15 protein-coding genes and 5 tRNA genes are annotated in these 19,373 nt (G+C 71.6%); 8 read left to right on the top strand and 12 right to left on the bottom strand.

Annotation, left to right across the window (positions count from 1 at the left end):
• Nucleotides 1–18 precede the first annotated feature (18 nt).
• On the bottom strand, nt 19–510 hold the full coding sequence (locus tag ACFYU9_RS23765; RefSeq protein WP_389211467.1) for a rhodanese-like domain-containing protein: 492 nt from the start codon (nt 508–510) through the stop codon (nt 19–21).
• A gap of 225 nt (nt 511–735) precedes the next feature.
• On the opposite strand from ACFYU9_RS23765, the gene ACFYU9_RS23760 reads away from it, so the two are divergent.
• Complete coding sequence (locus ACFYU9_RS23760) at nt 736–1,605, top strand: sigma-70 family RNA polymerase sigma factor (RefSeq protein ID WP_389345891.1); 870 nt, start codon at nt 736–738, stop codon at nt 1,603–1,605.
• Nucleotides 1,606–1,636: 31 nt separating this feature from the next.
• Here the strand turns inward: ACFYU9_RS23760 and ACFYU9_RS23755 are convergent, their stop codons facing one another.
• The 5 genes from ACFYU9_RS23755 to ACFYU9_RS23735 all read right to left on the bottom strand — a co-directional run bounded on the left by ACFYU9_RS23755 (nt 1,637) and on the right by ACFYU9_RS23735 (nt 7,287).
• Nucleotides 1,637–3,142, bottom strand: a complete 1,506-nt coding sequence (locus tag ACFYU9_RS23755; RefSeq protein WP_389345890.1) for a DUF2079 domain-containing protein — start codon at nt 3,140–3,142, stop codon at nt 1,637–1,639.
• A gap of 201 nt (nt 3,143–3,343) precedes the next feature.
• Nucleotides 3,344–3,416, bottom strand: a tRNA-Lys gene (locus tag ACFYU9_RS23750).
• A 148-nt stretch (nt 3,417–3,564) separates the two neighbouring features.
• Entirely contained in the window at nt 3,565–5,898 is a 2,334-nt protein-coding gene (locus ACFYU9_RS23745; RefSeq protein WP_389345889.1) for a DEAD/DEAH box helicase, read from the bottom strand.
• A 208-nt stretch (nt 5,899–6,106) separates the two neighbouring features.
• Entirely contained in the window at nt 6,107–6,634 is a 528-nt protein-coding gene (locus ACFYU9_RS23740; RefSeq protein ID WP_389345888.1) for a hypothetical protein, read from the bottom strand.
• Between the two features lie 296 nt (nt 6,635–6,930).
• Nucleotides 6,931–7,287 carry a metallopeptidase family protein gene (locus tag ACFYU9_RS23735; protein ID WP_389210443.1) on the bottom strand — a complete coding sequence of 119 codons (357 nt, stop codon included), beginning with the start codon at nt 7,285–7,287 and terminating at the stop codon, nt 6,931–6,933.
• 128 nt (nt 7,288–7,415) lie between these two features.
• Here ACFYU9_RS23735 and ACFYU9_RS23730 point away from each other — a divergent pair.
• The 3 genes from ACFYU9_RS23730 (at nt 7,416) to ACFYU9_RS23720 (ending at nt 7,698) form a co-directional block, all read left to right on the top strand.
• Nucleotides 7,416–7,488 (top strand) — tRNA-Glu (locus tag ACFYU9_RS23730).
• 40 nt (nt 7,489–7,528) lie between these two features.
• A tRNA-Asp gene (locus ACFYU9_RS23725) sits at nt 7,529–7,602 on the top strand.
• Nucleotides 7,603–7,624: 22 nt separating this feature from the next.
• Nucleotides 7,625–7,698, top strand: a tRNA-Phe gene (locus ACFYU9_RS23720).
• A gap of 43 nt (nt 7,699–7,741) precedes the next feature.
• Here ACFYU9_RS23720 and ACFYU9_RS23715 read toward each other — a convergent pair.
• Genes ACFYU9_RS23715 through ACFYU9_RS23705 form a run of 3 tightly spaced genes read right to left on the bottom strand, consistent with a single transcriptional unit; the run spans nt 7,742 to nt 9,725 of the window.
• A complete protein-coding gene (locus tag ACFYU9_RS23715; RefSeq protein ID WP_389210444.1) occupies nt 7,742–8,581 on the bottom strand; it encodes a cytochrome c biogenesis CcdA family protein in 840 nt (279 codons plus the stop codon).
• Nucleotides 8,578–9,312, bottom strand: a complete 735-nt coding sequence (locus ACFYU9_RS23710) for a DsbA family protein (protein ID WP_389210445.1) — start codon at nt 9,310–9,312, stop codon at nt 8,578–8,580. Before ACFYU9_RS23710 ends, ACFYU9_RS23715 begins: the two co-directional genes overlap by 4 nt.
• A gap of 56 nt (nt 9,313–9,368) precedes the next feature.
• Nucleotides 9,369–9,725, bottom strand: a complete 357-nt coding sequence (locus tag ACFYU9_RS23705; protein ID WP_389210446.1) for a hypothetical protein — start codon at nt 9,723–9,725, stop codon at nt 9,369–9,371.
• Nucleotides 9,726–9,844: 119 nt separating this feature from the next.
• On the opposite strand from ACFYU9_RS23705, the gene hrpA reads away from it, so the two are divergent.
• Both hrpA and ACFYU9_RS23695 read left to right on the top strand, forming a co-directional pair.
• Complete coding sequence (hrpA, locus tag ACFYU9_RS23700) at nt 9,845–13,822, top strand: ATP-dependent RNA helicase HrpA (protein ID WP_389210448.1); 3,978 nt, start codon at nt 9,845–9,847, stop codon at nt 13,820–13,822.
• 77 nt (nt 13,823–13,899) lie between these two features.
• Nucleotides 13,900–13,973, top strand: a tRNA-Asp gene (locus tag ACFYU9_RS23695).
• 662 nt (nt 13,974–14,635) lie between these two features.
• On the opposite strand, the gene bldC is transcribed toward ACFYU9_RS23695, so the two are convergent.
• On the bottom strand, nt 14,636–14,842 hold the full coding sequence (bldC, locus tag ACFYU9_RS23690) for a developmental transcriptional regulator BldC (RefSeq protein ID WP_003949541.1): 207 nt from the start codon (nt 14,840–14,842) through the stop codon (nt 14,636–14,638).
• 545 nt (nt 14,843–15,387) lie between these two features.
• Nucleotides 15,388–16,245: a hypothetical protein gene (locus ACFYU9_RS23685; RefSeq protein WP_389210450.1), complete on the bottom strand. Its 858-nt coding sequence runs from the start codon at nt 16,243–16,245 to the stop codon at nt 15,388–15,390.
• A 153-nt stretch (nt 16,246–16,398) separates the two neighbouring features.
• On the opposite strand from ACFYU9_RS23685, the gene ACFYU9_RS23680 reads away from it, so the two are divergent.
• Both ACFYU9_RS23680 and ACFYU9_RS23675 read left to right on the top strand, forming a co-directional pair.
• Nucleotides 16,399–17,487, top strand: a complete 1,089-nt coding sequence (locus ACFYU9_RS23680; RefSeq protein ID WP_389210452.1) for a Leu/Phe/Val dehydrogenase — start codon at nt 16,399–16,401, stop codon at nt 17,485–17,487.
• Between the two features lie 322 nt (nt 17,488–17,809).
• Nucleotides 17,810–18,064: a DUF3073 domain-containing protein gene (locus ACFYU9_RS23675; protein WP_265861184.1), complete on the top strand. Its 255-nt coding sequence runs from the start codon at nt 17,810–17,812 to the stop codon at nt 18,062–18,064.
• Nucleotides 18,065–18,217: 153 nt separating this feature from the next.
• On the opposite strand, the gene purM is transcribed toward ACFYU9_RS23675, so the two are convergent.
• Nucleotides 18,218–19,288, bottom strand: coding sequence for a phosphoribosylformylglycinamidine cyclo-ligase (gene purM, locus ACFYU9_RS23670; RefSeq protein ID WP_389210454.1), 1,071 nt, complete (start codon nt 19,286–19,288; stop codon nt 18,218–18,220).
• Between the last annotated feature and the right edge of the window lie 85 nt (nt 19,289–19,373).

The following is a 19,373-nucleotide window of genomic DNA, read 5'->3' as shown; positions in this document are numbered from 1 at the left end:
GGGCGGGCGGCGGGCCGCTCAGCAGCCGCAGTCGTCCGCGTCGACCGGCGCCGTCAGCGGGTCGGCGCCCTGCCGCGCCGGGCCCTCCCAGGTGTCGTACGCGAAGCCCTCGCGCGCCCAGTACTCGAAGCCGCCCAGCATCTCCTTCACCTGGAAGCCCAGCTCGGCCAGGGCGAGCGCGGCGCGCGTGGCGCCGTTGCAGCCGGGGCCCCAGCAGTACGTGACGACCGGCACGCTCTTGTCGAGGAGCTGCTCGGCCTGCTCGGGGATGAGCGCGGTCGGCAGGTGGACGGCGCCGGGGATGTGGCCCTGGTCCCAGGAGGCGGTGCTGCGCGAGTCGAGCACGACGAAACCGGGGCCGGAGCCGTCCTCGGCGGCGGTGGCCAGCGCGGCGGCGACGTCGGAGACGTCGGCGTGGAAGGCCAGGCTGGCCGAGAAGTACGCGGCAGCGGCGGCAGGGGAGGCCGGCGGGGTACGGAGAACGGGGTTGACCTGGTGCGTCGTCGTCATCATGGTGATCAATCTACGGACGGTGATCACCGCGCTGAAGTGGTGATCACCGGCGGTCGGGGGCGTTCGCCGGGGATTCCCGCGCGTCGGCCGACGACCGCCGGGGATCTCACGTACTGGTACGGAGAGCGGGCACGGATCCGGTCCCGGGACGGAGCGCCGTCACATTCCCCGGCCCCCGTCCGTCATGTCGGTGCGACCGGACGCGCAAGGGAAGAGGGACCGATGGACAAGGACGCACTCGCCGCACGCTTCGACGCCGACCGCGGGCACCTGCGGGCCGTGGCCTACCGGATGCTCGGCTCGCTCAGCGAGGCCGAGGACGCCGTCCAGGAGGCGTGGTTCAAGCTGAGCCGGTCCGACATCGCCGACGTACGGAACCTGAGCGGCTGGCTCACCACGGTCGTCGGCCGGGTCTGCCTGGACATGCTCCGCTCCCGCGCCGCCCGCCGCGAGGACCCGCTCGACTTCCGCATCCCGGACCCGGTCGTACGCGAGGAGGGCGCCGCCGACCCCGAGCAGGAGGCGCTGCTCGCGGACGAGGTCGGGCTCGCGCTGCTCGTCGTCCTGGAGACGCTGGCGCCGGCGGAGCGGCTGGCGTTCGTGCTGCACGACATGTTCGCGGTCTCCTTCGACGAGATCGCGCCCGTCGTCGACCGGACCCCGGCCGCCACCCGCCAGCTCGCCAGCCGTGCCCGGCGCCGCGTCCAGGCCGCCGGGCCCGCCCCGGAGCGCGATCCGGCGCGCCAGCGGGAGGTCGTCGACGCGTTCCTCGCGGCCTCCCAGGGCGGCGACTTCGAGGGGCTGCTCGCCGTCCTCGACCCGGACGTGCTGCTGCGCGTGGACGGCGGGGTGCTCACGGCGGCCGCGTCCAAGCTGGTGCGGGGCGCCGAGGCCGTCACGGCGCAGGCGCTCACCTTCGCGAGGTTCCGCCACGACGCGCGGCCGGTCCGGGTCAACGGCGCGGCGGGCCTGGTGTCGCTCGCGAACGGCACGCCGGTCGGCCTCATGGTGTTCACGGTCGCCGGGGGCCGGATCACCGGGATCGACATCCTCGCGGACCGGGAGCGGCTCGCGTCGCTCGGCGTGCGCTGAGCGGGCACTGACGCCCCGTGAGGGGGGCGCCTCACCGCCCGAAGGGGTCGTGCCCGACGTCGGCCGGCACCCGCTCGCGGACCGGGGTGCTGTCCGGACCCGGCACCCGCATGCCGGGGATCGGCCGGGTCTCGGCGCGGCGCAGCAGCACCGCGCCCTCCCGGTTCCACACCTCCACGTACCCGTGGTCGAGGAGCATCCGGACCCGCGCCTGCTGCTCCTCCACCGCGTGGAACGGGAAGGTCCGGCCGTGCACGCCGAGCAGCACCCAGTCCGCGCCGCGCGGGGTCCGGTCGGCGAGGACGACGGAGGTACGGCGGGTCAGCCGCGGGGCCACGGCGTTGTCGGCCTCCACGGTGACGCCGTCCGGGACGAGTTCGGCGGCGCGGGCGAGGGCGGCCTTGTCGGGGCGGGGCTGCCAGGAGCCCGGGGTGACGAGCAGTCCGAGGCCGAGGAAGACGGCGGCGCCGGTGCTGAGCGCGAGCGCCGCCGCGCCGAGCCGCTTGCGGTGCGGCCGCGGGAGGCGGGCCAGGGTCTCCAGGGAGGCCGTGAGCAGGATCGGCCACAGGAAGGCGTCGTAGTGGTTGACGACCGGCCAGTGGTTGCCGTTGTCGGAGAGCAGCCGTTCGGCGAGCAGCGGCAGAGCGAGCAGGGTGGTCGCCGAGCCGAGCGGCAGGAACGCGAGGGTGCCGAGCACCCACCCGACCAGGACGAGCTTGACCGGCGGCGTCACGGCGACCCACGGCACCACCCACGGCTCCGTGAACACCCGGGCCAGGAACGCCCCGCCGTCGGCGCCGATCCGCCCGTAACTCCAGTAGTAGCCGGGCGGACTGCCCATCGCGGGCAGGAACCAGCCGACCACGAGCGTGACGACCAGCGGCCCGCCGAGCAGCAGCCCGAGCCCCGCGGCCCGCCCGGCGCGCCGGTCCCGCGCCGACCGCTCGCGGCGGGCCCGGACGAGGAGCACCAGCCCGTACGCCCCGGCCACCAGCCCCATGTCCTCCTTCACCAGGCACAGCAGGGCCGCCCACAGCACCGCCGTGCCGTAGCGGCGGGCCAGGCCGCGCTCCAGCATCAGGAGGGTGAGCGGGACGGCGAAGGCGACCTCGTGGAAGCCGGTGTACGAGGAGTCGAGCAGCGGCCAGCCCAGTGCGTACACCAGCCCGGCGACGTCGGCCACGACCTCGCGGCCGGGGAAGCGGTGGCGGGCGATCCGGCGCGTCACGGGCACGCCGGCGGCGAACAGCGCGGCCTGGGCGAGGATCAGCGTGCGCGGGTCGTCCCAGAGCCAGTAGAGGGGCGCGAGCAGCGCCAGGAGTGGCGTGAAGTGGTCCCCCAGGAGCGTGAAATCCGGGGGGAATTCGTGGTGGACGCTCTTTATCGCCGACCGGGGTGGCGCGAACTGCGCGTACGCCCGCACCGCCTGGTCGAAAATCCCCAGATCGAATCCGGTCACCCGCAGCGCCGCCCACGACTGCAGGCCGAGCCCGGCGCACACGGCGAAGCACAGCACCGTCGTCGCGACACCCCGCACCCGCGCTCTGTCCGCCGGCCCGCCGGCCCGCCATGGCCAAGGGCGCCGCCGTCGCCGCTGCCGGGGTACGACGGCGAGCTGATCCTGCACGGCACCCGCTCGCGTCGTCATTCCCCGGACGCTATGCGGCCCGGCCGCCCGTCTGCCACCTCTCGCATGAAAAACGCCCCGCCCGGTCGAAACCGGACGGGGCGCTTCCTGTAGGCCGTGTGGGACTCGAACCCACAACCAATGGATTAAAAGTCCACTGCTCTGCCAATTGAGCTAACGGCCCGTGGACAAGCACACCCGAGCAGCATAGCCCGATACCTCCTCGGAACCGATCGGGTATCGGCCGCGCCGCCGCGGGCCGTGGCGATCGACCCATGCGACAGGGCCCCCGCCCGCACAGTCGTGCGGTCGGGGGCCCTGGTCACGGTCCGTCAGCCGTTGCGCTTCCAGCGCGGCTTGTCGTCGCGGCGGAAGCCACCGCGGTCGTTGTCACGGTCGCGGTTGAACGACGGGCGGTCGTTGTCGCGGCGGAAGCCCGGGCGGTCGTCGCGGCGGTCGCGGTTGAACGGGCGGTCGCTGCCACGGTGGCCACCATGGCTGCTGTGGCCGCCGGCCGGACGGTCGTCGCGGCGGAAGCCGCCACGGTCGTTGTCACGGTCGCGGTTGAACGACGGGCGGTCGTTGTCGCGGCGGAAGCCGCCACGGTCGCCGTCCCGGCGGTCGTCCCGGCGGAAGCCACCGCGGTCGTTGTCGCGGCGGTCGTCACGGCGGTCGAAGCCACCGCGCTCGTTGTCGCGGCGGAAGCCGCCACGGTCGTTGTCACGGTCGCGGTTGAACGACGGGCGGTCGTTGTCGCGGCGGTCGCGGTTGAACGACGGACGGTCGTTGTCACGGCGGTCGCGGTTGAACGACGGACGCTCGTCGCGACGGTCGTCGCGGCGGAAGCCGCCACGGTCGTTGTCACGGTCGCGGTTGAACGACGGGCGGTCGTTGTCGCGGCGGAAGCCACCACGGTCGCCACCACGGTCGTTGTCGCGGCGGAAGCCACCACGGTCGCCACCACGGTCGTTGTCGCGGCGGAAACCGCCACGGTCGCCACCACGGTCGCCGTCGCGGTCGTCGCGCTCGCGGCGCTGCTCGCGGCGCTCGGCATCACGGCGGGCCTGGGCCTCGGCGGCGGCAGCGGCCGCGGCCAGCTCGGCCTCGGCGGCCTGCGCGGCCTCGGCGACGGCGGCGTCCGGGTCCTCGCCGCGCTCACGGGCGGCGCGGGCGACGAGGCGGTCGGCCTCCTCGCGGAGCTCGACGGCGCGGCGCTGCAGGCGCTCCAGCTGACGGGTGAGGTCGGCGACCTCGCGCTCGGCCTGCTTGGCGGAGTTGTTCGCGGAGTCGGCCTGGACCTCGGTCAGCGAACGGGCGCCGGTGATCTCGGCGACCTCCGGGTCGAACGCGCCCGCACCGCCGACGATGTGGCGCGAGGCGTCGACGCCCGCGTCCTCCATCAGGCGGAAGATCTGGCGGCGCTGGTGCGGCAGGGCCAGGGAGACCACGACACCGGAGCGGCCGGCACGGGCGGTACGGCCCGAGCGGTGCAGGTAGTCCTTGTGGTCGCCGGCCGGGTCCACGTTCAGGACCAGGTCGATGCCGTCCACGTGGATGCCGCGCGCGGCGACGTCGGTGGCGACGAGGACGTTGACGTAACCGTCCTTGAAGTCGGACAGGGTGCGGGTGCGCGCGCCCTGGGTCATGCCGCCGTGCAGCGCGTCGGCCTTCACGCCGGACTCGCGCAGCTGCTCGGCGACGCGGTCGGCGCCCAGCTGGGTGCGGACGAAGATGATGGTGCGGCCCTTGCGGGCGGCGATGGCGGCGGTGACCGGCGCCTTGTCCTTCGGCTTCACGACCAGGACGTGGTGGGTCATCGTCGTGACGGCGCCGGCGGACGGGTCGACCTCGTGCGTGACCGGGTTCACCAGGTAGCGCTTGACCAGGCTGTCGATCTCGTTCTCCAGGGTGGCGGAGAAGAGCAGGCGCTGGCCGCCGGCCGGGACCTGGTCGAGCAGCTCGGTGACCTCGGGCAGGAAGCCCAGGTCGGCCATCTGGTCGGCCTCGTCGAGGACCGCGATCTTGACCTGCTCCAGGGAGCAGGCGCCGCGGTTGATGATGTCGCGCAGACGGCCCGGGGTGGCGACGAGGATGTCGACGCCGCGCTCCAGGGCGTAGATCTGGTTGCCCATGGACGTACCGCCGCAGACGACCTTCATCTTGAGGCCGAGCACGTCGCCGTACGGCTGGAGGGCGTCCGCGACCTGCATCGCGAGCTCACGGGTCGGGGTGAGGATGACGCCGCGGGGCTTCTTCTTCTCGGTGTGGCCGTCCGCGAGGGTGGCGAGCAGCGGCAGACCGAAGGAGAGGGTCTTGCCGGAGCCGGTACGGCCGCGGCCGAGGATGTCCTTGCCGGCCAGGGCGTCCGGGATGGTCGCGGCCTGGATCGGGAACGGGGTGGTCACACCGTTCTGCGCGAGCTTGCGCACGACGCCCTCGGGCAGGCCCAGGTCGCCGAAGGTGATCGAGGGGGTCTCGTCCTCGACGTCGGCCTCGTCGGCGGCGTCGATCTCGGCGATCTCTTCGATCGAGTCGATCTCGGCCTCGACGGTCTCGACGACGTCGGTGGCGTTCACGGCCTCGGCCTGCTCGACGACGGCGTCGGTGACGACCTCGGTCTCGTCGTTCTCGGGCAGGACGGCGTGATCAGAACTGAAAATGGACATGCGAAATGCGAAACCTTCCGGAGTCTCGGCACGCGCCCGTCAACTCCGTGTTTCGCACAAGACCGCCTCGATGCGGTCAGCCACGGCAAGGGAGAGTACGCGCCAGTCGCGGCGCTCTTCGGTCGTGGCGCCGGGCAAATGGGATCAAACGATCTACCACCATACGCACTCCCCCCCACTCAAGGCAAACCGAGAGGCGAGAGCTGCGTCACATCGGCCCGGCCTGAGGCGACGCCGCCGGCTCGTGGACCCCGTCCGGCCCGTCGGCGGCCCGCATGGCACCCATGTGGGTGTCGGCGCCCGGCGAGGTCGTCGGCGTCTCGCTCACCGTCGGCTCGGGCGTCGGTTCCTGCGTCGGACTCGGCGACTCCTGGGTCGGCGACGGCGTCGGGTCGACCGGCGGCGGCGTGGTCGGCCCGCCCGGCACCCCGCCGGTGCCTCCGGCGCTGCCGGTCCCGCCACCGGGGCCCGCCGACGGCTGCGGCTTCGGCGGCCCGCCCGGACCGGCCGGGCCGCCGCCGTCCGGCTTGGCCGACGCGGACGCCGACCCGCTCGGTACGGGCTTGCCCTTGCCCTCGCCGTCCGCGTCGGGCCCGCTGCGCCCCGTACGGTCGAAGCCGCTCCCGCCGTGGGCACCGGCGTAGCCGCCGTCCGCGCCCGAGGCGGCCGCCGCGTCGCCCCGCTTCCCCGCGGAGGTGCTGGGCGCCGGCTTCGCGCCGTCCTCGCCGACACTCATACAGCCGCTCAGACCCGCACAGGCGGCGACCGCCAACGCGGTGGCGGCCCATCTCACACGGTTGGGCAAATGGCGCACGGAGGGCACCTCCAGGACACTCGGGGCGTTTCAGGCAGGAACGGCGCGCGGATCGAAACGCACCGCCCTGCCCAACTCCCTTGGCGCCACAAGGGACACGCCCCGGACCCACCCGGCCCGGCCCGGCTCGGCTCGTACCCGCCCGGCCCGGCCGCCCGGCCCGGCCGCCCGGCCGCAGCCTCACCCTCAGCCACACCCACGGCCCTCACCCGCAGCCGTCACCCGTAGCCGAGTGCGTGCAGCCGTTCGTCGTCGATGCCGAAGTGGTGGGCGATCTCGTGGACGACGGTGACCTCGGTCTCCGCGACCACGTCCTCGCGCGTCTCGCACATCCGCAGCGTCGGCCCCCGGTAGATCGTGATCCGGTCCGGCAGCACCCCGGCGTACCACTCGCCGCGGTCGGTCAGCGGCGTTCCCTCGTAGAGCCCGAGCAGCTCCGGGTCACCGGTCCCCGGCTCCGGCTCGTCCTCGACGAACACGGCGACGTTGTCCATCAGCCGCGTCAGTTCCGGCGGGATGCGGTCCAGGGCTTCGGCGACGAGCTCCTCGAACTCCTCGCGTGTCATCTCCAGCACGGGCCCATTCTCCCCTCCCACCCCCTCCCGCCTCCCCCTTCCGGGAAACCGTTTTGGCGATACCGCCCGACATCCCATATGCTTCTCACGTCCCCGAGGCGCTGCGAAGCGCCCAGGTGGGGCCGTTAGCCCTCATCGTCTAGTGGCCCAGGACGCCGCCCTTTCAAGGCGGTAGCACGGGTTCGAATCCCGTTGGGGGCACGCACAACCGTGTGCGAGACTAGTTCTCGCATACAAGCTTGGCTCTGTGGAGCAGTTGGTTAGCTCGCCACCCTGTCAAGGTGGAGGTCGCGGGTTCAAGTCCCGTCAGAGTCGCTGAAGCTGGAAACAGCTTCGTGGCTGGGTAGCTCAGTTGGTACGAGCGATCGCCTGAAAAGCGATAGGTCGCCGGTTCGACCCCGGCCCCAGCCACAACCGGAAGGCCCCGTTCTCACGAACGGGGCCTTCCTCGTTCCTACCCTTCCTTCCGCTCCCGCCCGGCCCCGCGCCATCCGCGCCACACGAGCCCGACCGCCACCACCGCCACGAGCGCGGCCAGCAGCGCCCAGTCCGGGACGGCGCGGCCGAGCGCGCCGACGCGCTCCTCGACCGCGAAGGAGTCGTCGACGGAGAGCAGCCCGGGCAGCGCCGTGGTGCCGTCGAAGACCAGGAAGAGCGTGCCGAGCGTGATGAAGAAGAGGCCCGAGAGCAGCGAGGTGGAGTGCACCTCGAAGCGGCCGAGGCGGATCGGGCGGCCGCGCAGCCAGCGGCGCCGGCCCAGGTCGTGACGCTCCCAGAGCAGCGCGAGCAGGAACAGCGGCACGGCCATGCCGAGCGCGTACACGGCGAGCAGCAGCCCGCCGTAGACCGGGCTGCCGCTGACGGCGGCGACCGTCAGGACGCTGCCGAGGATGGGTCCGGCGCAGAAGCCGGCGAGGCCGTAGACGAGGCCGAGGGCATAGACGGAGAGCGCGGTCGTGGGCCGGATCCGGCCGCTCGCCTCGGCGATCCGGCGGGAGGCGAAGCCGAGCCCGAGGAGCTGGAGCACGCCGAGGACCACGATCAGCCAGCCGCCCGCCGTCACCAGCAGGTCCCGGTGGCCGTAGAAGAGCCGGCCGGCGAAGGAGCCGGCGGCGCCGAGCGGCACGAGGGTGGTGGCGAGGCCCGCGTAGAAGATCCCGGTGCGGGCGACCAGCCGGGCGCGGCTGTCGATCGAGTAGGCGAAGAAGGCGGGGAGCAGCAGGGCGCTGCACGGGCTGAGGAGGGCGAGGAGTCCGCCGAGGAAGGCGGCGAAGTAGCCGATGCCGGAGGTCACTGCTCGCCCTTCCGCGCCGTCGCCGTCTTCGCCGCCGCCTCGATCGCCTCCGTGAAGGTCTCCGCGGGCTGGGCGCCCGCGATCGGGCGGCCGTTGACGAGGAAGGACGGCGTCGAGGTGGCGCCGAGGGCGTAACCCTGCTCCTGGTCCTTGCCGACCGCCGCGCGGGCCGCCGCGCTGTCCGCGTCCTCCTGGAAGCGGGCCAGGTCGGTGACGCCGGCCTCCTTCGCGAGGGCGGCCAGGCGCTCCTTGCCGAAGCCCTTCTCCTTGGCGCCGGGCGCGTAGGCCGCCTTGTGGAACTCCCAGAAGCGGCCCTGCCGGCCGGCCGCCCAGGAGGCGCGGGCGGCGGCCTCGGACTCCTCGCCGAAGATCGGGAAGTTGCGCCACTCGATGCGCAGGACGCCGGAGTCCACGTACTTCTTCACCAGCTCCGGCTCGGTGTCCCGGGCGAACTTGCCGCAGTAGCCGCACTTGAAGTCGGCGTACTCGATCAGGACGACGGGCGCGTCGGCCCGGCCGAGCGCGAGCTCGTCGGCGGCGTCCCGGCGGGCGTACGCCTCCAGTTCGGGGTAGACGCCGGCGGACGGGTCGGCGGAGACCTCGGCGGCCGCGCCCCGGCCGGCGGACGCGGACGGCGGGGAGGGGGCGGTGGCGGCGTACGAGGCGAGGCCGAGCAGCGTGGCGGCGAGCACGACACCGCTGATGATCACGACGGGCTTGGACTTGGGCATGACGAAGCGCTCCTGAGAAGGGGAGAAAGAGACGGACGGCGAGGCGAGGCGCCCGTCTAGACCCTCAGGATCGACAGCTCCACCGGGGACGGCGACGCGAGCTCCGGCGGCGCCCGCCCCGCCCGTACGTCCGCCGCGGCCTGGTCCGCGCCCCAGCCGCCGCACGGCATCCGCTCCGCGGCGAGCACCGGCAGCAGCTCTCCGAAGCCGTGCGCGCGCGGCGGTACGGCCGGGGCGGCGGCACCCTCGTCGCCGCCGTGGCTCTGGCCGCAGCCCGGCGACGCGGGGCCCGCGACCGACGGCCCCGGCCCGGGAGCGGCGGCGCCCGCCGTCCCGCACACCACGAGCCCGAGCACCAGCCCCGCCAGCGCGGCGAACGCCACCAGGGCGCGCAGGGCCGGAGTGCGGGACATGCGGAAACCTTTCTGGGGCGGTGCGGGCCGGTGTGCCCGAAATACTACGCAGAGGCGTGGCGCAGCCCTCGTAAATCGGTTCGCCGCTTCTCGGCCGCAGGTGCGATCCTGGATCCCGTATGTCTACTTCCTTCGCCGCCCTCCAGTCCGTCCTGGCCGAGGTCTCGCTGCGGGACTCCCACCGGCTCGGCCGCCGTCTCGAAGGCGCCCGCCGCATCCGCAAGCCCGAGGCCCGCGCGGCCGTACTGGACGAGATCGCCGCCGAGGCCGGCAAGGCCAAGGAGCGCGTCGAGGCCCGCGCGGCCCTCGTGCCGCCCGTCACGTACCCCGAGCAGCTCCCCGTCTCCCAGAAGAAGGACGACATCCTTCAGGCGATACGCGACCACCAGGTCGTGATCGTCGCCGGTGAGACGGGCTCCGGAAAGACCACGCAGATCCCGAAGATCTGTCTGGAGCTCGGCCGGGGCGTCCGGGGCATGATCGGGCACACCCAGCCCCGCCGGATCGCCGCCCGCACGGTCGCCGAGCGCGTGGCGGAGGAGCTGAGGACCCCGCTGGGCGAGGCCGTCGGCTGGAAGGTCCGCTTCACCGACCAGGTGAACCCCGAGGCCACCTTCGTCAAGCTGATGACGGACGGCATCCTGCTCGCCGAGATCCAGACGGACCGCGAGCTGCGCGCGTACGACACGATCATCATCGACGAGGCCCACGAGCGGTCCCTCAACATCGACTTCCTGCTCGGCTATCTGGCCCAGCTGCTGCCCAAGCGCCCCGACCTGAAGGTCGTCATCACCTCGGCGACCATCGACCCGGAGCGCTTCTCCCGCCACTTCGGCGACGCCCCGATCGTCGAGGTCTCCGGCCGCACGTACCCGGTCGAGGTCCGCTACCGGCCCCTCCTGGAGGAGGACGGCGACGAGGCCGACCGGGACCAGATCACCGCGATCTGCGACGCCGTCGACGAGCTCCAGAAGGAGGGACCGGGCGACGTCCTGGTCTTCCTCTCCGGCGAGCGCGAGATCCGCGACACCGCGGACGCGCTGATCAAGAAGAAGCTCTTCAACACGGAGATCCTGCCGCTGTACGCGCGGCTGTCGCACGCCGAGCAGCACCGGGTCTTCCAGGCGCACTCCGGCCGCCGGATCGTCCTCGCGACGAACGTGGCCGAGACCTCGCTGACCGTCCCCGGCATCAAGTACGTGATCGACCCGGGCACCGCCCGCATCTCGCGCTACTCGCACCGCACCAAGGTGCAGCGGCTGCCGATCGAGCCGATCAGCCAGGCCAGCGCCAACCAGCGCAAGGGCCGCTGCGGCCGTACGTCGGACGGCATCTGCATCCGGCTCTACTCCGAGGACGACTTCCTCACCCGTCCCGAGTTCACGGACGCGGAGATCCTCCGCACCAACCTGGCCTCCGTCATCCTCCAGATGACCGCGGCCGGCCTCGGCGACATCGAGAAGTTCCCGTTCATCGACGCGCCCGACCACCGCAACATCCGGGACGGCGTGCAGCTGCTCCAGGAGCTGCACGCGCTCGACCCGGCGCAGAAGGACCCGAAGAAGCGGCTCACCGACACCGGCCGCAAGCTCTCCCAGCTGCCGGTCGACCCGCGGCTCGCCCGGATGGTCCTGGAGGCCGACAAGAACGGCTGCGTCCGCGAGGTCATGGTGATCGCGGCCGCGCTGTCCATCCAGGACCCGCGCGAGCGGCCGGCCGAGAAGCAGGCGCAGGCCGACCAGCAGCACGCCCGCTTCAAGGACGAGACGAGCGACTTCCTCGCCTACCTCAACCTGTGGCGCTACGTGCGCGAGCAGCAGAAGGAGCGCGGCTCGTCGTCCTTCCGCCGGATGTGCAAGCAGGAGTACCTGAACTTCCTGCGCATCCGCGAGTGGCAGGACATCTACTCGCAGCTGCGCACGGTCGCCAAGCAGATGGGCATCCACCTCAACGAGGAGGACGCCCCCGAGCAGTCCGTGCACGTCTCCCTGCTCGCCGGTCTGCTCAGCCACATCGGCCTGAAGGACGTCAAGGAGTCCAAGGACGGCGGCGGCGGCCGGGACGCCAAGCGGGAGGGCACCCGCAACGAGTACCTGGGCGCGCGCAACGCCAAGTTCGCCGTCTTCCCGGGCTCGGCGCTCTTCAAGAAGCCCCCGCGCATGCTGATGTCCGCCGAGCTGGTGGAGACCTCGCGCCTGTGGGCCCGGGTGAACGCCCGGATCGAGCCCGAGTGGGTCGAACCGCTGGCCCAGCACCTGGTGAAGAAGACGTACAGCGAGCCGCACTGGGAGAAGGACCTGGCGGCGGTCATGGCGTTCGAGAAGGTGACGCTGTACGGCGTGCCGATCGTCGCCGACCGCAAGGTGAACTACGGCCGGATCGACCCCGAGGTCTCCCGCGACCTGTTCATCCGCAACGCGCTCGTCGAGGGCGACTGGCGCACCCACCACAAGTTCTTCGCCGACAACCGCAAGCTGCTCACCGAGGTTGAGGAGCTGGAGCACCGGGCCCGGCGCCGGGACATCCTGGTCGACGACGAGACGCTCTTCGACTTCTACGACAAGCGGGTGCCCGAACACGTCGTGTCCGGCGCCCACTTCGACTCGTGGTGGAAGCACAAGCGGCACGAGGAGCCGGAGTTCCTCGACTTCGAGCGCGAGATGCTCATCAACGAGAAGGCGGGCGCGGTCACCAAGGCCGACTACCCCGACTCGTGGCGGCAGGGCGCGCTGAAGTTCCGGGTGACGTACCAGTTCGAGCCGGGCGCGGACGCGGACGGCGTGACCGTCCACATCCCGCTCCAGGTGCTCAACCAGGTCACCGACGAGGGCTTCGACTGGCAGATCCCGGGCCTGCGCGAGGAGGTGGCGACGGAGCTGATCCGCTCGCTGCCGAAGCCGATCCGCCGCAACTACGTGCCGGCGCCGAACTTCGCCGCCCGCTTCCTCGACGCGGTCGTGCCCGTGCAGGAGCCGATGACGGTGGCGCTCGCGCGCGAGCTGCAGCGGATGGTCGGCGTGCCCGTCACGGCGGACGACTTCGACTGGGCGAAGGTCCCCGAGCACCTGAAGATCACCTTCCGGATCGTCGACGAGCGGCGCCGCAAGCTGGCCGAGGACAAGGACCTGGAGACGCTCAGGCTCCGGCTGCGCCCCAAGGCCCGCCAGGCGCTCTCCCAGGCCGCCAAGGCCGCCACGGCGGGCCCCGACGGCTCCGGGCCGTCCCTGGAGCGCACGGGGCTCAAGGAGTGGACGATCGGCACCCTCACCAAGGTCTTCGAGACCCGGCGGGCCGGTCAGCCGGTCAAGGCGTACCCGGCGCTCGTGGACGAGGGCGACACCGTGGCCGTGCGCCTCTTCGACACCGAGGAGGAGCAGGCGCTCGCGATGTGGCGGGGCACCCGGAAGCTGATCATGCTGAACATCCCGGTGAACCCGGCGAAGTTCGCCTCCGACAAGCTCACGAACCAACAGAAGCTGGCCCTGTCCGCGAACCCGCACGGCTCGATCCAGGCCCTCTTCGACGACTGCGCGACCGCCGCCGCCGACCGGCTGATCGCCGACCACGGCGGCCCGGCCTGGGACGAGGAGTCCTTCCGGAAGCTGTACGACAAGGTCCGCGCCGACCTCGTCGAGCTGACCGTCCGCACGGTGAACCAGGTGCAGCAGGTCCTCGCGGCCTGGCAGGCCTGCGAGCGGCGCCTGAAGGCCACCGGCAGCCCCGCCCTGCTCCGCAACCTCCAGGACGTGCGCGAGCAGCTCTCCTGGCTGATGCCGGCCGGCTTCGTGACCCGTACGGGCCTGAAGCGGCTGCCGGACCTGATGCGCTACCTGGTGGCGGTGGACCGGCGCCTGCAGCAGATGCCGACGGGCGCGCAGCGGGACACCACCCGGATGGAGAAGGTCCACGAGATGCTGGACGAGTACGCCTGGCTGCTCGAACAGCTCCCGAAGGGCCGGCCGGTGCCGGCGGCCGTCACGGACATCCGCTGGATGATCGAGGAGCTGCGGGTGAGCTACTTCGCGCACGCGCTCGGCACGGCCCACCCGGTGTCGGACAAGCGGATCGTGAAGGCGATCGACGCGGCGGTTCCGTAGCCCTCGGCCGCCGGTTCGACCGCACCCCCTGACCTGCTGTACTCTTTTCCTCGCAGCCACTACTAAGCGGCCGCGATGGCTCTGTGGAGCAGTTGGTTAGCTCGCCACCCTGTCAAGGTGGAGGTCGCGGGTTCAAGTCCCGTCAGAGTCGCAAACGAAGAAGGCCCGCACCGATTGGTGCGGGCCTTCTTGCGTGCCGCACGCCGTGCCGCGCCACACGCCGTGCCGCGCCGCCCAAGCCGTGCCGTATGCCGCACGCCGTGCCGCGTGCCGCCTTCCGCGCCCGTACCGTGCGCCGCCCTGTGCGCCGCCCTGTGGGCCGCCCCGCGCTCAGCCCCGCGCTCAGCTCCGTGCGCAGCCCCGTGCGCAGCCTGTGCGCCGTCTTGCGTGCCGTCTTGCCTTCTTCCGCCGCAGGGACCAAGGTCCCACCAACGGGTGACCAACGGCGGGGTACGGGCCGTTTCCGGGGTGGAAGGCTGTTCCACGGCAAGACTTTGACGATGTGACGGGAGTCACTGAATCCGTTTCAGGAAGTGCCAGACTTACACCCTTCCTACATCGGCCCCATTTAATATGTGCAATTGCACGTGCGGGGAGGGGGTCCGGACGGGCTCGGGACGGCGTCGGGACGGGGTCTACGCGCGCATAAAAAGATCACGCTGGACCCGGCGGAGTCCAGCGCGATCGATGACATGGAGCCTGTTGGGGCAGGTACCTGTCGGCAGAGCTAGGGGGTGGGCTGCCGGGTTGGGGGACCCGGAATGTGCCCGGTACTGCAGGGTGTTACGGGGTGTGGCGTGTGTCGCAAGCGCCTCAGGCTTCGCTGCGCTGCTGCGGAATGCCCGCCAGCAGGGCGCGGACCTCGGCCTCGCGGTACCGGCGGTGTCCACCCAGGGTGCGGATGGACGTGAGCTTGCCGGCCTTGGCCCAGCGGGTCACCGTCTTCGGGTCCACGCGGAACATCGTGGCAACCTCGGCAGGGGTCAGCAGCGGCTCGGCATCAGGGGTGCGAGCGGTCATGAGCGGCCTCCTCGGGAGAACCGAACCTTCTCGGTTCTTTCCTCTAAATTCTGCACCTTGACCCGCCATGCCCGAAATGGCAGAAGCGGGTCGAGTCGGTTATAGGACGAACGGCTTGTCCTCGGCACTACAACTACACCATCCGTCCAGCCGCGTCGGCCAAACCGATGGAATTGCCCTCGCAGGTGTTCATCAGCGGCGGAAGTCGACTGACCATGCCATAGCGGACAGTCACGCCACTGTGACGATCAGTCACAGAGCGATCAGGAGTCCTCAGACCCCCCATAGAGTGCAATGTCGAGCATTCCGCCCACACTTGGACGGAAGGAACCCTCCCCGGACTCCTTGTCCTATTTTGGCACGAGGGTGGGCGATGGGCGCAAGGGTGCGTTAAGTGCAATCCGTCACGCTTGAGTCAAAGGCCCGGATCGGGACCTACGTCCTGCCACACCCGCCCCAACGTCCCCACAAGAGCACACCAAAGGCCCGAACAGGTGTCCAGCAATGAAGATCATTTACATCAGGTGGACATGTCCTGTCGATGGTCAGTTGGCGAACTGGAGGTTGCGAACGGCTCGCCATCGGGCAGCGAAACGCCCATAAGCCGCACTCGCCCCCTCGCCGTCCCCCTCCCGCAGCGCCTCGATCCCCTCCGCCACGTCCGCCGCCGACCGGTCGCCCGCGAGCGCCTCCGCGCCCAGCACGTGCACCAGGCCCCCGTAGTCCAGCTCCACCAGCGCCCGCGGATGGAACTCCTCCAGCCAGCGCCCCACCTCCACCAGACCCTCCGTCATCGGGCCCTCGTCGATCGCCTCACGCAGCGCCTTCAGCCCCCGCGCGAGCCGCCGCCGCGCCTGCACCATCGGCGTCCGGTAGCGCAGCACCGGCGCCGCCGCGCCCTCCGCACCGGCCTTCCCCGGCACGTACTCCCGCTCCTCGTCCGAGAACAGCACGAACCAGCGCAGCGGCACCCGCCACACCGCGCTGCGGATCCACGGCCGCGCGTCCGGGTTCCGCTCCAGCCAGCGCTCGTGGTCCGCCGTCAGCTGCTCGCGGACGACCGGCGGCAGCATCGCGTCCAGGACCTGGGCCGGCAGCGTGCCGCCCGTCAGCTCCTGAAGGGCCAGCCAGCCGCGCAGCCGGGTCCGCCACGGGCACACCAGCACCGTCCCGTCCACCGTCGCCACGAACGCGTCCCCGCTCTCGTGCACCGGCACCGGGACCGGCGGCACCGGCACCAAGTCCGCCAGCGAGCGCCGCAGTTCGTCCTGGGCGCCCGGGACGTCCGGACGGCAGGCATAGCGGGCCCAGTGGGCGCGCTCCGGCTCCGGAAAGGCGGCCAGCGGCTCGTACACCCTCAGATACGAGGCATAGGGGACGAGCACCGACGAGGGGACCGACATGTCGCAAATCCTTCCACGCGGGTACTCCTGAAGGGGGTGATCCTCGGCACTGCGGCCCTGCTACGCCCAGGTAGGACTTACCCTCGTGCCGACCTGGTCCCACCCCCACCCGCAGGGGGGACCTTCCGCCGCTTGTATTTGGGAGTCACCACCGTGACCGATGTGACCGGCGTTCCTGACGTACTGCACACCCTCTTCCACTCGGAACAGGGTGGCCACGAGCAAGTCGTGCTGTGCCAGGACCGCGCCACGGGCCTCAAGGCCGTCATCGCCCTCCACAACACCGCCCTGGGCCCCGCCCTCGGCGGCACCCGCTTCTACCCGTACGCCACCGAGGCCGAGGCGATCGCCGACGCGCTCAACCTCTCCCGCGGCATGTCGTACAAGAACGCCATGGCCGGGCTCGACCACGGCGGCGGCAAGGCCGTGATCATCGGCGACCCGGAGCAGATCAAGACCGAGGAGCTCCTCCTCGCCTACGGCCGCTTCGTGGCCTCCCTCGGCGGCCGCTACGTGACGGCCTGCGACGTCGGCACCTACGTCGCCGACATGGACGTCGTGCACCGGGTCAACGAGTGGACCACCGGCCGCTCCCCCGAGAACGGCGGCGCCGGCGACTCCTCCGTGCTCACCGCCTTCGGCGTCTTCCAGGGCATGCGCGCCTCCGCGCAGACCGTGTGGGGCGACCCGACGCTGCGCGGCCGCAAGGTCGGCGTCGCGGGCGTGGGCAAGGTCGGCCACTACCTGGTCGAGCACCTGATCGCCGACGGCGCCGAGGTCGTCATCACCGACGTCCGCGAGGAGTCGGTGCGCCGGATCACCGAGAAGTTCCCGCAGGTGACCGTCGCCGCCGACACCGACGCCCTGATCCGCACCGAGGGCCTCGACATCTACGCCCCCTGCGCCCTGGGCGGCGCGCTGGGCGACGACACCGTGCCGGTCCTCACCGCGCGGATCGTCTGCGGCGCGGCCAACAACCAGCTCGCGCACCCCGGCGTGGAGAAGGACCTGGAGGAGCGCGGCATCCTCTACGCGCCCGACTACGTCGTCAACGCGGGTGGCGTGATCCAGGTCGCCGACGAGCTGCACGGCTTCGACTTCGACCGCTGCAAGGCCAAGGCCACGAAGATCTTCGACACCACCCTCGAAATCTTCGCACGTGCGAAGTCTGATGGTATTCCGCCGGCCGCCGCGGCCGACCGGATCGCCGAGCAGCGCATGGCCGAGGCGCGCCGCGCCTGAGTCTTGACAGGTCCGGCCCGCTGATCGATCAAAATCGGTCAGCGGGCCGGACCGTCTTTGCGGGCGATTCGCGAGACTTCACTCACGCCGATCGGCGGGTCGGACCTCAAGAAGAGGTTAAAATCGCGATTGACCAGCAAGGACGGGGCTCCTCTGCGGTTCTGTACCGGGGAATGTGATGCGCGCGGCGTACCGTAGGCCCGAGGAAACAGGTACCGTTGAAACCCTACGGACCGGTCTCTCTGTCGAGAGCCCGTTTCGAATCATGAACGCGTGTCAAGACTCTGGGGCCGACGAGCCCCGTCACTGAGGGGGTCGAGCCATGGGGCGCGGCCGGGCAAAGGCCAAGCAGACCAAGGTCGCCCGCCAGCTGAAGTACAGCAGCGGCGGGACTGACCTGTCGCGTCTGGCCAATGAGCTGGGCGCTTCGACTTCGAGCCAGCCGCCGAATGGCGAGCCGTTCGAAGACGACGACGAGGAAGACGACCCGTACGCGCAGTACGCGGATCTCTACAACACGGACGACGAGGACGAGGACGACGAGTCCGGTCCCGCGTCTACTCAGCGTCGCGCTTGACCTTCTGAACACCGAAACCCGGTCCGGAGTACCCGGACCGGGTTTCTGCGCTGTCCGCGACGGCTGACGGCCCGGCGGGGCCCGCGGCCGACCGCGAACGGCCGAGGGGCGCCCCGGAACCGTCCGGGGCGCCCCTCAGTCGTGTCCGCGGGCCTACTTCGCGTAGTCGCCGACCAGCTCCGCGCCGGTCGCCTTCTCGCCGCGCTCGGTGATCTCACCGGCGACCCAGGCGTCGACCCCGCGGTCGGCCAGGGTCGTCAGGGCCGCGTCCACCGACTCGGCGGGGACCACGGCCATCATGCCGACGCCCATGTTCAGGGTCTTCTCCAGCTCCAGGCGCTCCACCTGACCGGCCTTGCCGACCAGGTCGAAGACGGCGCCAGGGGCCCACGTGCCGCGGTCCACGACGGCGTGCAGGCCGTCCGGGACGACACGGGCCAGGTTGGCGGCCAGGCCGCCGCCGGTGATGTGGCTGAAGGCGTGCACCTCGGTGGTCCGGGTGAGCGCCAGGCAGTCCAGCGAGTAGATCTTGGTGGGCTCCAGGAGCTCCTCGCCGAGCGTCCGGCCGAACTCCTCGACCTGCTGGTCGAGGCTCATGCCGGCGCGGTCGAAGACCACGTGGCGGACGAGCGAGTACCCGTTGGAGTGAAGACCGGAGGACGCCATGGCGATGACGGCGTCACCCGTACGGATGCGATCCGCGCCGAGCAGCCGGTCGTACTCCACGACACCGGTGCCCGCGCCGGCGACGTCGAAGTCGTCCGGGCCGAGCAGGCCCGGGTGCTCCGCCGTCTCGCCGCCGACCAGGGCGCAGCCGGCCAGGACACAGCCCTCGGCGATGCCCTTGACGATGGCGGCGACCCGCTCGGGGTGGACCTTGCCGACGCAGATGTAGTCGGTCATGAAGAGCGGCTCGGCGCCGCAGACGACGATGTCGTCCATGACCATGGCGACCAGGTCGCGGCCGATCGTGTCGTACACGCCCATCTGACGGGCGATGTCGACCTTCGTGCCGACGCCGTCGGTGGCCGAGGCGAGCAGCGGACGCTCGTAGCGCTTGAGGGCGGAGGCGTCGAAGTAGCCGGCGAAACCGCCGAGGCCGCCGAGGACCTCGGGGCGCTGCGTCTTCTTCACCCACTCCTTCATGAGCTCGACGGCGCGGTCGCCCGCTTCGATGTCGACGCCCGCGGAGGCGTAGGAGGCACCGGTGGTCTCAGCAGACATGGGTGAGAACTTTCGTGTCGTCGTACAGCTCGCGCTGCTCGTACTGCTCGTGCTGCCGGTCCGCCCGCGCCACGGTCGTGGCGCG

This window comes from Streptomyces sp. NPDC004327 (assembly GCF_042873935.1).
Taxonomy (GTDB): domain Bacteria; phylum Actinomycetota; class Actinomycetes; order Streptomycetales; family Streptomycetaceae; genus Streptomyces.
This window is presented reverse-complemented; position numbering and strand designations above follow the sequence as displayed.

Bases quoted from the DNA above. Each gene is read 5' to 3' on its own strand.
- bldC (WP_003949541.1), bottom strand. From the start codon at position 14,842: ATGACCGCTCGCACCCCTGATGCCGAGCCGCTGCTGACCCCTGCCGAG.
- ACFYU9_RS23760 (WP_389345891.1), top strand. From the start codon at position 736: ATGGACAAGGACGCACTCGCCGCACGCTTCGACGCCGACCGCGGGCAC.
- ACFYU9_RS23675 (WP_265861184.1), top strand. From the start codon at position 17,810: ATGGGGCGCGGCCGGGCAAAGGCCAAGCAGACCAAGGTCGCCCGCCAG.
- ACFYU9_RS23710 (WP_389210445.1), bottom strand. From the start codon at position 9,312: ATGCCCAAGTCCAAGCCCGTCGTGATCATCAGCGGTGTCGTGCTCGCC.
- purM (WP_389210454.1), bottom strand. From the start codon at position 19,288: ATGTCTGCTGAGACCACCGGTGCCTCCTACGCCTCCGCGGGCGTCGAC.
- ACFYU9_RS23745 (WP_389345889.1), bottom strand. From the start codon at position 5,898: ATGTCCATTTTCAGTTCTGATCACGCCGTCCTGCCCGAGAACGACGAG.
- ACFYU9_RS23685 (WP_389210450.1), bottom strand. From the start codon at position 16,245: ATGTCGGTCCCCTCGTCGGTGCTCGTCCCCTATGCCTCGTATCTGAGG.
- ACFYU9_RS23740 (WP_389345888.1), bottom strand. From the start codon at position 6,634: ATGAGTGTCGGCGAGGACGGCGCGAAGCCGGCGCCCAGCACCTCCGCG.
- ACFYU9_RS23705 (WP_389210446.1), bottom strand. From the start codon at position 9,725: ATGTCCCGCACTCCGGCCCTGCGCGCCCTGGTGGCGTTCGCCGCGCTG.
- ACFYU9_RS23765 (WP_389211467.1), bottom strand. From the start codon at position 510: ATGACGACGACGCACCAGGTCAACCCCGTTCTCCGTACCCCGCCGGCC.
- hrpA (WP_389210448.1), top strand. From the start codon at position 9,845: ATGTCTACTTCCTTCGCCGCCCTCCAGTCCGTCCTGGCCGAGGTCTCG.